At 34.7% G+C, this 11,802-nt stretch carries 12 protein-coding genes and 1 pseudogene; 2 read left to right on the top strand and 11 right to left on the bottom strand.

Features of this window, described 5'->3' with window-relative positions:
* Positions 1–50: 50 nt before the first annotated feature.
* The 5 genes and pseudogenes from BPMYX0001_RS09825 to BPMYX0001_RS29360 form a co-directional block, all read right to left on the bottom strand.
* Positions 51–437, bottom strand: coding sequence for a VOC family protein (locus BPMYX0001_RS09825; RefSeq protein WP_006094733.1), 387 nt, complete (start codon positions 435–437; stop codon positions 51–53).
* Between the two features lie 230 nt (positions 438–667).
* Positions 668–1,300, bottom strand: a complete 633-nt coding sequence (locus BPMYX0001_RS09820; RefSeq protein ID WP_018782132.1) for an HAD hydrolase-like protein — start codon at positions 1,298–1,300, stop codon at positions 668–670.
* Between the two features lie 131 nt (positions 1,301–1,431).
* Positions 1,432–2,010 carry a YpjP family protein gene (locus BPMYX0001_RS09815; protein ID WP_003207109.1) on the bottom strand — a complete coding sequence of 193 codons (579 nt, stop codon included), beginning with the start codon at positions 2,008–2,010 and terminating at the stop codon, positions 1,432–1,434.
* 281 nt (positions 2,011–2,291) lie between these two features.
* The gene (locus BPMYX0001_RS09810) at positions 2,292–3,488 is read right to left on the bottom strand and encodes an ABC transporter permease (RefSeq protein ID WP_018782130.1); all 1,197 of its coding nucleotides are present in this window, start codon (positions 3,486–3,488) and stop codon (positions 2,292–2,294) included.
* Positions 3,466–4,192 (bottom strand): annotated as a pseudogene (locus tag BPMYX0001_RS29360) (ABC transporter ATP-binding protein). Before BPMYX0001_RS29360 ends, BPMYX0001_RS09810 begins: the two are co-directional and overlap by 23 nt.
* Before the next feature lie 188 nt (positions 4,193–4,380).
* On the opposite strand from BPMYX0001_RS29360, the gene BPMYX0001_RS09800 reads away from it, so the two are divergent.
* Positions 4,381–4,812: a GNAT family N-acetyltransferase gene (locus BPMYX0001_RS09800; RefSeq protein WP_006094728.1), complete on the top strand. Its 432-nt coding sequence runs from the start codon at positions 4,381–4,383 to the stop codon at positions 4,810–4,812.
* A 26-nt stretch (positions 4,813–4,838) separates the two neighbouring features.
* Positions 4,839–5,378, top strand: coding sequence for an HAD-IIIA family hydrolase (locus tag BPMYX0001_RS09795; RefSeq protein ID WP_006094727.1), 540 nt, complete (start codon positions 4,839–4,841; stop codon positions 5,376–5,378).
* Between the two features lie 190 nt (positions 5,379–5,568).
* Here BPMYX0001_RS09795 and BPMYX0001_RS09790 read toward each other — a convergent pair whose 3' ends face one another.
* The 6 genes from BPMYX0001_RS09790 to BPMYX0001_RS09765 all read right to left on the bottom strand — a co-directional run bounded on the left by BPMYX0001_RS09790 (position 5,569) and on the right by BPMYX0001_RS09765 (position 11,664).
* Complete coding sequence (locus BPMYX0001_RS09790; RefSeq protein WP_018766435.1) at positions 5,569–6,009, bottom strand: GNAT family N-acetyltransferase; 441 nt, start codon at positions 6,007–6,009, stop codon at positions 5,569–5,571.
* A complete protein-coding gene (locus BPMYX0001_RS09785) occupies positions 6,006–6,479 on the bottom strand; it encodes an SAM-dependent methyltransferase (RefSeq protein WP_006094725.1) in 474 nt (157 codons plus the stop codon). The genes BPMYX0001_RS09790 and BPMYX0001_RS09785 overlap by 4 nt, the downstream gene beginning before the upstream one ends.
* 98 nt (positions 6,480–6,577) lie before the next feature.
* Positions 6,578–7,300 carry an aspartate/glutamate racemase family protein gene (locus BPMYX0001_RS09780; RefSeq protein WP_033798846.1) on the bottom strand — a complete coding sequence of 241 codons (723 nt, stop codon included), beginning with the start codon at positions 7,298–7,300 and terminating at the stop codon, positions 6,578–6,580.
* A gap of 118 nt (positions 7,301–7,418) precedes the next feature.
* Entirely contained in the window at positions 7,419–8,858 is a 1,440-nt protein-coding gene (locus BPMYX0001_RS09775) for a GntP family permease (RefSeq protein ID WP_018782128.1), read from the bottom strand.
* A gap of 43 nt (positions 8,859–8,901) precedes the next feature.
* Positions 8,902–10,116 (bottom strand): iron-containing alcohol dehydrogenase, encoded by a 1,215-nt coding sequence (locus BPMYX0001_RS09770; protein ID WP_006094723.1) that lies wholly within the window; start codon positions 10,114–10,116, stop codon positions 8,902–8,904.
* Between the two features lie 108 nt (positions 10,117–10,224).
* Entirely contained in the window at positions 10,225–11,664 is a 1,440-nt protein-coding gene (locus tag BPMYX0001_RS09765; RefSeq protein WP_033798845.1) for a GntP family permease, read from the bottom strand.
* Positions 11,665–11,802: the final 138 nt, after the last annotated feature.

The raw sequence follows: 11,802 nt of genomic DNA, 5'->3' as shown, positions 1-11,802 counted from the left end.
ATACTTTCCTCTATTATTTATCCCGTATTAACGGGTAATAAGATCTCTCCTCACATTTCCACATTAGGCGTATAAGCCACTTCTACAACAAACCCATTCGGATCATAAAAATCCACAGTATAATATTCATCTGAGTAATGATTCGTCTCAATCGGCCCACGAATAATCTCCGCTTGTACATTTTGTAAGAAATTAGCGACCTCATTAACTACAGTTCTACTAACAGCCTGATAACAAATATGCCTCGGCCCTAACGTTCTTACAATCTTTTCATCTACTTCCTTGAAATATATTTCAATCTCCCCTGTACTAAATGCACTCTCATTCAACTGTTTCCAGCCAATGATAGAGAACAACCTACTATAAAAACATATGGATTCCTCTAAATTTGCTACCCAAAATTCAATATGATGAATACCAGGTTCAAACTGCTGCATCCCCTTCTCTTCCTTTCTGTCATTTTAACAGTACTCCAACAGAAAAGGGTTAGAACAATTACTTGTGAGAACGACTGAAGACTGAAACTGTAGGGCAAGGTTGTGTCCAAACAGTACAAACGACGCCTGTGGAGAGTATGTAAGACTGCTTGGATTCTCAAGCAGCAACACCCTATGAAACAGGAAGCCCCTTCTTCAAACGACTCGTAAGAGTGTTAAGGAGGGGTCATTCACTGAACAGACTCAACTATATGTAAAATTTCATTTGGTGTATTTACCATATAATTTGGAGAATCTTCTTTGATCGTTTCCATCACATCATATCCCCATCCAACCCATACGACGTTTACGCCAACTTTTTTACATGCAACAATATCTCGTTGCTCATCACCAACATACAGCATATCAGCTTCTGTTAACGTTTTTTCTTTTAAAAATTTCTTGATAATTTTATCTTTCCCAAACAAATTTTTCGAACAAAAAACTTCTTGAATATTTTTTATTTGATTGTTATGTAGAAATGCTCTAATATGCTCTTCTGAATTAGAGGATATTACTGCTATTCCATAACCCTTTCTATGTAATTCATCTAGCACTTCCTTCATGCCATTAAATAAGACTAGATCTTTAATAGCTGGCTGGTATAGTTTATAAAACTCTAGCGCTAATATAGGCAATTTATAAAGTGGTACATGAAGCTGTTTACACCTTTCAGGAATAGATAATTTTCTTAAAGGTTCAATTTCTACTTCACTTACCGTTTTATACCCATGCTTCTCAGCAAGTTGATTATAAATAGGAACAAATATATCTTGTGAATCTACTAATGTACCGTCAAAATCAAATACAACATATTTCAACATAATGAATACTCCCTTAGCCTCTTTTTTGAACAAATCTAAACATATTCTATTCGCTGTTAAGATCCGCTTCACCTTTAATTTTCACATTTATAAAAACAAAAAAGAACAAGGACATCTCCTCGTTCTTTTTATCACGACAGCCATTTCGGCGGCATATTCGTATTCCAATAAATATCTCCTAACTCATGATGCGCTGTATATCCATCATCAAAGCGATGGTAGTGGAAATTAAAATAATATCCATCTTGTGGTGGATGATCCCGCCTTACATGGAAACGTAGTAAATCATTTCCTGTTTTCGTATCATATACATGAAAAATCTTTTCGTTATTGCCGCCTGCTGGTTTCTGTGAAATTGCTAATGATTGTAAAGACTCTTCCGGTACATCTGTTGTAAGCTCTGCAATTGCTTCTTCTATTTTAGGTAGAATAATATCTTTAAATTCATCTTCAATGACAGGTCCAATTTTAGAACCAAACTTTTGCATAGATTGTTTCTCAGCTTCTTGCATTGCATAGGTCACAAAGGTCTCTGCGGTTAACCTCTCTCGATTTTCTTCATATGTATAGGACGTCTGCTCCAAATTTTGTTGCCTTGTTGTAGGCTTGTCCGCTTTTGCATTATCAAGCAAAATAGAAGGAGGCGTCACTAAACCAAATGTAAATACAGTAATTAATGCGACTAACGTCTTTCTAAACCAATTTGGCATTTTTTATTCCCTCCCCTTTCACTACTTATATTTGTATAACGGTTGTTTCTTCCATTATACAAAATGATGCTAATTTTTGCACTTTACAAATTTATTAACTTTCATATTTTTTTCATTTGAATATGTAATAGTCAGATTTCATATAATATAAGTACAACAATAGTGAGGAGGATTTTTAATGACTCTAGATGTCATGTACTCCGTCGTGAGCATTTTTGTTCTCTTATATTTTATTTACCAGTCAATTACAGACTAAAAAAGAGCCATTATGGCTCTTTTTTCTACGGTATGAATACAATCCAGCCTATTAATATTAATAGTAGGCTTCCTACGATAATAGCTGGTAATAAATAAAACTGGCCAAGTATAACTATGCCGTAAATCAAAACAGCCGGAACAAACAAGGACATTCCCGCTCTTCCTTTTAACAATAATAACTTCCCTTGATCACAATATAATTGGAGAAACATTTTTTTAACAAATTCATTCCATTGATCCCCTGAATAACGTACAATTGCAACACAGGCAAATACAATAATAATAAGCGCAATCCACCATGGTGTTACTTTTATCGATACTGCACTCATAAAGATAATTTTAATATAAAAACTTAAAGAAGCACCTGATCGAAAATACTCCTTAAAAAATGATTCAATAATACGCGAATCAGATTTTTTCCCTAGTATATGCTTCGAACGTGGAAACAACCATGGTCTCGAGTTATTACTTGGCTTCGTTATTTGACCACTAAAGTGCATGATTTCCGTTGTCCAGCGCATACCCTCTTCCTTTTCTTTTTCAACTTCCTTAAAAAAGAAACGTTGATAGTTCATTTTTTGTTTTATCAATATCAAACTAATTCCAATCAATACAATGATAAATAGTATTGCATATACTGGATGTTTAAAACCTAAAAACAGACCACTTCCCAAACAAATAAAACTCATAAAAAATACGATAATCTTTACAATCCATAATACCCAGCGCTTCCCTCCACACACATCTATATATCTTACCAATAGTGATAACATACACCGAAAAACGGTAAAGGACAGCCAAAATAATACGACTTGTAAAAGAGAAGCCCCCATACTCTTAACCAATATAGGTAACATAATGAGCGTTACAATGATATTTGTTATACTTATTCGAATACATGTGTATACCATGCCATATTTCATTAATTTTTTCATGTGAACTGGATGCTGAATTAAAAACAGGCTATCTGCTTGCTCAAAAAACGAACGCATTCCTCTTGAATATGTAACAAAGAAAAATACAAACAAGCCCAATAAAAAATAAGCCGGTTCTTCTGCAGATAATTCTCTTGTCCATAACGAACGATAATAAATCCCGCTAAATACAAGTACTGGAACGATAAAATATAATGCGATTGTCCAATCAGTTACAGACCGAATGGATTTCCATTTTCTTTTCAGTTCATGACGCAACCTTTTATAAAATTGTTGTTTCATCATGTTGTTCCCGCCTTACGATTGCATCAAAACAATCTAATAATGGACTCTCTGGCATTTCTGCTAGGGATTGAATTGTTTGTAGATTACCGTTTGCTAATAACGTTCCTTGTGAAATAAGTAAAAATCGTTCACAGATTCTTTCCGCTGTATCTAGCACATGGGTACACAGTAAAATCCCTACTCCCCGCTCTTTTTCTTTATATAAGAAATTTAAAAATTCTCGTGTTGCTACTGGATCTAATCCAATAAACGGTTCATCAATAATATAAAAGTCTGGTTCCGTTAAAAAAAGCCAAAATCAACATTGATTTTTGTTTCATACCTTTTGAAAACTTTGATAAGTATTCATGCTTATGCTTTTCCATTCGAAATGTGTGTAATAACTCCTGTGCGCGTTCCTCCCAGCTCCCTATTTCACACCCACGTGCAGCCATTAACAATTCAATGTGCTCCCATAATGTTAAATAATCATAATACGTTGGGTGTTCTGGCACATATGCATACGGATTCTCTTTTTCACCAAACGAAATTTCACCCTCCATATTTGCAAGTAAGCCAAGCATTGATTTAATTGTCGTACTTTTCCCAGCTCCATTTGCACCAATAAGAGCAACTAGTTCACCTTTTTCAATTGAAAATGCTATATCATGGATTGTTTTTTCTCCTGCTTCATAACCCGCTGATCGAATATTGACCTGTAACAAATTACTTCCCCTCTTCCCACTTACAATAAACTCCAGGAAAATCATAACATATTTCTTCTTAAAATATTATTCTATATATCTAATATATTAAATGTTTATATTCGTACTACTAGCAGGAAAAAACACTTTTTAACAGAATATTTAACATTTGGAGTTGTTAATTTATATTTATAGATGGAGTTGAGAGTATGAAATCTCACATTCGAAAAGCAACTGTGAACGATATAGAAGCACTTTGTTCACTAACAAAAGAATTAAAAGGTTCTGATATTTCTTATGTAGACATGCAAAATCGCTTACAATTTGTTGAAATGAGCCCATTTGACTTCTTATATGTTTACGAAGAAGATGATCATATATTTGGATTCCTTGGATTTCGTATACGTGAGAACTTAGAAGATGTGACACGATACGGGGAAGTATCCATTATTAGTGTTGACTCCACAGCAAGAAGAAAAGGAATTGGACAAATTTTAATGGAGTATGCTGAACAGTTAGCTAAAGAGCATAACTGTATTGGAACATGGCTTGTAAGTGGTACGCAAAGAACAGATGCTCATCCATTCTATAAAAAATTAGGATACGAAATAAACGGATATCGATTTGTAAAATACTTTTAATTTACTAGTTGAAGGGAACTACTATTATGACAAACATTCAAGCAATATTTATCGATCGTGATGGAACCATCGGAGGAGATACTATCATACATTATCCTGGTGAATTTACCTTATTTTCATTTACACAAGACGCCTTACGTGCATTAAAAGAACAAAATATAAAACTATTTTCCTTTACAAATCAACCTGGTATTGCTGATGGAAAAGCAAGTATAGAAGATTTTATTCAAGAACTAGAAGCTTTTGGTTTTGATGACATCTATCTTTGTCCTCACAGACATGGAGATGGGTGCGAATGTCGAAAGCCAAGTACAGGTATGCTTCTGCAAGCATCAAAAAAACATGAGCTTGATTTAACAAAATGCATCGTTATTGGCGATCGCTGGACTGATATCGTTGCTGGCGCAAATGTGAATGCAACAACGATCTTAGTTCAAACGGGTGCCGGGCATGACGCATTACATACATATCGCGATAAATGGGCTCATATTGAACCGAGTTATATTGCAGAAAACTTTCAAGATGCTGTCATTTGGATTCTGAAACGAATTACAACACAAATTTAAGAAGCACCTTATTTAAAAAAAACCTAACATATTAATCAAAAGTAATATGTTAGGTTTTTTATTTTTCATATACAAATCTACAAGCAATCGCAAATAATATTGTACGTTGTATTCACAGGAACTTGCACAATAGTAATATACGTTGAATGATAGAGTTCGGTTTGTATTTTCGCCTGTATTAATATTGAATTTAGAAAGTTAATTCATAATGGAAATAACGATTATCTCTCAAATATCCATTCTCGGCATATAATCGCTGTGCTGATATGTTATCTATTTCTGTTTGCAATTTTAATCCTTTTGCACCGTTCTCTAGTGCGAAAATTCTAGCCGCTTCTAATAATTTTTTTCCAATACCTGCGCCGCGTTTACCTTCTTGTACAAATAGATCATTTAAAATCCATAATTCTTTCATCGAAACTGATGAAAAAGAAGGATATAATTGTGTGAATCCAAGGTACTCCCCATCTTCAACAGCTACAAAAATTACAGATTCTTTTCGCTCTATGCGATTACGCAAAAATACTCGTGCTTCTCCCACATTCGACTCTTGTTTATAAAAGGTACGATAATTATTAAATACTGATGCTACTCCATCTAAATCTTCAATTGTCGCTTCATATATTTTCACTTTACTTCGCTTCCTTTCCAATACTCCTTCATAAGGTCCGTTACCCATTCAGGTTGTAAAATATCTTCATTCGGTAAAAATTCTCTCATAACAGGCTTTATATCCAATATAGGTGTACCGTCAATTGCATCTAATCCTTCAACTACAATTGATTTTCCTTCTCGCCTTACAACTTTTGCAATTGTCGCCCCCAATCGATTAGGACGATTTTTCCCCCGCTGTGCAAAAATACCTATTTTCGGATATTCCTTATTATTTCGTGGATGTCTAGCCGAATATTGAATCTGTTCATCTTTCACTTTATGAAAATAAAAGATTACTTCAATATGTGAAAAATCTTCAATTCCTTGTATACTCTCTTCTGCATATGAATCCGTTAATGTAATAAGAGATTGTACATCTCCCCATTCATCATCCATTATCATTTTTCTTTCATTATGTACAAAAGCAATTGGCCGAAGTGAAAACATCCATACTCCCCCTTTTTGTAACCACTTACATTATAAAGTATCTTCTGAATATTTTCCATCGACACAATCGGATTAGTTTACATAATAAAGTTATGTAATTATTTTTTATTCTTTTTCACCACATCCAAATAACCTCCTAAAGAGATGTTTACAGCTTCAACAGCATGTATAAAAGTTGTATCAAATAAAGGAACTTGAGAATCTTCCTGTTTTACTAATAGCCCTATTTCCGTACAACCTAATATAATTCCTTCTACTCCATTTTGTACGAAACGATTTATTATTTCTTTATAGGAATCTCTTGATGTTTGATTAACCTTTCCTAAACATAACTCGTTATATATGATTCTATTTACTAATTCCCTATCTGTTTCATTTGGTATCATTACTCTCATACCCTTTTCTTCTATACGTGATTTGTAAAAATCTTGTTCCATTGTATATTTCGTTCCGAGTAAACCAACTGATCGAATTCCTTGTTTCTTTATTTCCATAGCTGTTGCATCCGCGATATGTAAAATAGGAATACTCACCTTATCTTTAATATTACTAATCACTTTATGCATTGTATTCGTACAAATAACAATGAAGTCTGCACCAGCTTTCTCAAGAGAATATGCAGCTTCTCCTAATACGTTCCCCGCTTTTCCCCAATCACCTTCAGATTGACATCGTTCAATCTCTTCAAAATCAACGCTATATAAAAGACATTTCGCTGAATGTAATCCTCCTAACCTCTTTTTTACTTCTTCATTAATAATGCGATAATATTCAGAAGAAGACTCCCAGCTCATTCCACCAATAAGACCTATCATTTTCATCTTACCCATTCCCCCTTATTTTCTCATTTAAAATTTATACAACATTATTATGTAATTTTAACATAACAAAAAGGACATTTGTTAAACAAACAAATGTCCTTTTTTAGTTCAGTTCTTCTTATACAATTCCAGTTAAGCTATAAACACCGATCACAACAAATACAGCTATTGTTTTAATAATAGTAATTGCAAAAATATCACGATAGGATTGCTTATGTGTTAATCCAGTTACTGCCAATAATGTAATGACAGCACCGTTATGTGGTAATGTATCCATTCCTCCTGATGCCATTGAAATAATCCTATGCATCACTTCAAATGGAATATTATATTGTTCTGCCGCCGCAATGTATTTCTCCGACATCGCACTTAAAGCAATCCCCATTCCTCCTGATGCTGATCCAGTAATTCCCGCAAGGACATTTGTAGTAACTGCACCATTTACGAGAGGATTTGTGAACGTCGTAGAAATACTGTCCCGAATGACACCGAAGCCGGGTAATGCTGCTATAACTCCCCCAAAACCATATTCTGCTCCAGTATTCATAGCAGCAAGCAATGCACCACCAATACTTGCATTTAAGCCAGCTTGAAATCCTGTAAATAAGCGTTTCCAATTTAAAATTATCGTTGTAATAATTCCGATTAATAGTGCCAGTTCAACAGACCATACGCCTAGCACACCAGAAAGTTCCACTTTGCCAAATGTTTTTAATCCAATAGATGAAAAATCAAATCCCTTTGGATACCATGTTGGAATCATCACTGTAAAAACTTTATTCATTACCCCCACTAAAATAAGCGGTATAAAAGCCAGTACTTGGCGAAGTGGTGTAATTTCGGGAGTATGAATAGCTGGTTTTATATTTTGTTCTGTTTCAGTTGTAGCTGCCATTTCAGAATTCTCATTTCCACAACCATAATAACCTTCGCCACTTTCCTCTGCCTTTTTTCGTCTTCTTTCTAAATACAACATACCAACAAGAAATACAAAGACCGCTCCAATGATTCCAAGAAATGGTGCTGCATAAATGTCTGTTTTAAAAAATGTCGTTGGAATAACATTTTGAATTTGCGGTGTCCCTGGAAGAGCATCCATTGTAAATGTAATTGCTCCAAGAGCAATTGTTCCTGGTATTAATCGTTTTGGAATATTAGCCTCTCGAAATAAATTAGCTGCAAATGGATATACCGCAAAAGCAACTACAAACAAACTGACGCCACTATAGGTTAATATAGCACCCATCAGAACAATTGCTAGCATGGAACGTTTGACACCAACTAGCTGAATAATTGTTTTTGCAATAGACTCCGCAATCCCTGACATTTCTACTACCTTACCGAAAATTGCTCCGAGTAAGAATACTGGAAAATATAATTTAATAAACCCAACCATTTTTTCCATAAAAATATTAGAGAAAAAAGGTAATACGTGACTTGGCTCTGTTAATAAAACCGCAAATAGCGCGCAAATTGGGGCAAATAATATAACCGAAAAACCACGATAGGCAACAAACATCAGCATGCAAAGAGCCAATAAAATAATTACTAATTCCATCTCCTGCCCCCTTTTCATTTCCGCGGAAATATTTTAATAATATTCAGAAATCTATTGAGGTACTTATAGAATTTTCATATTGATAGTCAAAACATATACGATATAATTTTTTCACCTCATGATAAGAAGGGATGCGTGGGTTATTACTCGGACTCCCACTAGCCAATGCATCTTTCGCCATTTTTGAAAGAGCATTTTCAAATTCAACCTGATCAATTCCGTACTCCCTAAGATTAGGAATACGTAGATCCAAACAGAGTTTCTTTATTTCAAAAATAGCATGGTTAGCAAGCTCTTCATCAGATAATGAATGTAATTCCGGATTTATAATCCGCCCAATATCTGCGAGGCGTTTGACTGAGCAAATTTTTGTAAAATCTAAAACTGCTGGTAGTAACATCGCATTTGATATACCATGGGGTACATGAAATAGTGCTCCAATTGGGCGTGACATTCCATGGACTAAAGTGACCGATGCGTTTGAAAAAGCAATGCCAGCTTGTAAGGATGCAATCATCATTGCTTCTCGTGCTTCTATATCTGTCCCCTTTTCATAGGCAATCCGCAAGTGTTTCATAATCGCTCCAATTGCTGCAAGTGCTAATACATCTGTAAGCGGTTGCGAAAATCTAGAAAGATATGCTTCAATTGCATGACATAGTGCGTCAATACCTGTTGCTGCAGTAATATTCGGTGGAACAGAACGTGTCAATAAGGGATCGATAATCGCGATTTGTGGCGTGAAATTTGGGTGCTTAATCATCATTTTGACATCTGTTTTTGTATTTGTAATAACAGCAACACTTGTAACTTCTGATCCTGTACCAGATGTTGTTGGAATTGCAATAAGGGGTAATGGTTGCTTTTCTATTTCCACATGATTTTGAACATAATCTTCAATCTCTCCTCCATTTGTAAACAGAACTGCTACAGCTTTTGCTGCATCAATACAACTTCCTCCACCAAGCCCAATAATAAAATCACATTTTGACTCTGCACATATCGTTAACGCTTCCAAAACGTGGATATTTGTTGGTTCCGCATTTACATTTTCATAAGTAATAACATCTATTTTTTTCGCTTTTAGTAGTTTCACACACGCATCAATATAACCAAGTTTTTTCATAATAGAATCACTGATAATGAAAGCTTTTTTCCCTAGTTTAATTGCTTGTTCTCCTAATTTCTCCAGTGAATTTCTCCCGTACAAAACGTTCTTTGGCATACGAAACTCTGCGATTTCTTGCAAATAACCCACTCCTTCTTTCCCTACTAAATATTTTATAATGTGAAATTTCCATTGTATAAATTATCAAATGTAATATTCCACTTCGATTAATTATTTCCTCCCAGACTAATAAATTTATTAGTAGATTCCTGTAAACATATAAAAAGCAATTACTAAAAATACAGCGACCGTTTTCAATATTGTCACAGCAAATATATCACGATACGATTGTTTATGTGTCAATCCTGTAACAGTAAGGATTGTAATAATTGCTCCGTTATGTGGAAGTGTATCCATCCCTCCCGATGCCATTGAAACAATACGATGCATAACTTCAAGTGGAATATGATATTGTTCTGCCGCTGCAATAAATTTATCTCCCATTGCACTTAATACAATTCCCATTCCTCCCGATGCTGAACCAGTAATACCAGCAAGAATATTCGTTGTCACCGCTCCATTTACGAGTGGATTAGTAAATGTTGCAGAAATGCTATCTCGCATAATCGCAAACCCTGGAAGTGCTGCAATTACGCCACCAAAGCCGAATTCTGCTCCTGTATTCATTGTTGCAAGCAATGCTCCTCCAATACTTGTATTCAATCCTGCTTGAAATCCTGTTACAACACGCTTCCAATATACTAAAAGCGTTGTTATAATCCCAATGATGAGTGCTAATTCTACAGACCAAATACCAAGTACTGCGCTTAACTCTATCTTACCAAACGATTTCATTCCAATTGAGGAAAAATCAAAACCATTTGGATACCATTTTGGTATTGTTATTGTAAAAAACTTATTCATAACTCCTACTAAAATAAGTGGTACAAAAGCAACGACTTGCTGTACTCTTGAAATTTTAATACTTTGAAGAGAAGTATGATTCTTTTGCTCTAACTCCAGTGATGCTGCCATTTCAGAATTCCCATCTTCAAAACCAAAATATCCTTCTCCAGCTGCTTTCGCCTTCTTACGTCGACTCTCTAAATAGATCAATCCTAACGTTAAGACAAAAATAGCACCAATAATACCAAGTATAGGTGCTGCATAAATATCTGTTTTAAAAAATGTTGTCGGGATTACATTTTGAATTTGCGGTGATCCTGGGAGTGCATCCATCGTAAACGTGACAGCTCCAAGAACGATTGTTCCAGGTATTAAGCGCTTCGGAATATTCGCTTGACGAAACAATTTTGCAGCAAATGGATATATTGCAAACACAACAACATAAACACTCACACCGCTATAAGTTAAAACAGCCCCCATTAAAACGATAGCCAAAATGGTCCGTTTTTCACCCACTATTTCAATAATTGTCTTAGCAATAGAATCTGCAATTCCAGACATTTCTACTACTTTACCGAAAATAGCACCTAGTAAGAAAACTGGAAAATACAACTTAATAAAGCCTACCATTTTCTCCATAAAAATATTCGAAAAGAAAGGCAGTACAAAACTAGGTTCTGTTAAAAACACTGCAAATAGAGCAAAAATCGGTGCAAATAAAATAACAGAAAATCCTCTATAGGCAACAAACATAAGTAAACTAAGTGCTAATAAAATAATAACTAGCTCCAATTCTCTCACCTTCCTTAGACTGAAAATTCAATCTTTTCAATCCGGATTTTTTCTATGTATCCCTACAAAATATCGCTTTTATAACGATTCAAATACTGACATTCCTCCCCCTTTTCTAACAAAATTTTTATAATTAAA

The sequence above is a fragment of the Bacillus pseudomycoides DSM 12442 genome (genome assembly GCF_000161455.1).
In the GTDB taxonomy this organism is placed as follows: Bacteria; Bacillota; Bacilli; order Bacillales; family Bacillaceae_G; genus Bacillus_A; species Bacillus_A pseudomycoides.
This window is presented reverse-complemented; position numbering and strand designations above follow the sequence as displayed.

Bases quoted from the DNA above. Each gene is read 5' to 3' on its own strand.
- BPMYX0001_RS09825 (WP_006094733.1), bottom strand. From the start codon at position 437: ATGCAGCAGTTTGAACCTGGTATTCATCATATTGAATTTTGGGTAGCA.
- BPMYX0001_RS09820 (WP_018782132.1), bottom strand. From the start codon at position 1,300: ATGTTGAAATATGTTGTATTTGATTTTGACGGTACATTAGTAGATTCA.
- BPMYX0001_RS09800 (WP_006094728.1), top strand. From the start codon at position 4,381: ATGAAATCTCACATTCGAAAAGCAACTGTGAACGATATAGAAGCACTT.
- BPMYX0001_RS09810 (WP_018782130.1), bottom strand. From the start codon at position 3,488: ATGATGAAACAACAATTTTATAAAAGGTTGCGTCATGAACTGAAAAGA.
- BPMYX0001_RS09795 (WP_006094727.1), top strand. From the start codon at position 4,839: ATGACAAACATTCAAGCAATATTTATCGATCGTGATGGAACCATCGGA.
- BPMYX0001_RS09780 (WP_033798846.1), bottom strand. From the start codon at position 7,300: ATGAAAATGATAGGTCTTATTGGTGGAATGAGCTGGGAGTCTTCTTCT.
- BPMYX0001_RS09785 (WP_006094725.1), bottom strand. From the start codon at position 6,479: ATGTTTTCACTTCGGCCAATTGCTTTTGTACATAATGAAAGAAAAATG.
- BPMYX0001_RS09775 (WP_018782128.1), bottom strand. From the start codon at position 8,858: ATGGAATTAGTAATTATTTTATTGGCTCTTTGCATGCTGATGTTTGTT.
- BPMYX0001_RS09815 (WP_003207109.1), bottom strand. From the start codon at position 2,010: ATGCCAAATTGGTTTAGAAAGACGTTAGTCGCATTAATTACTGTATTT.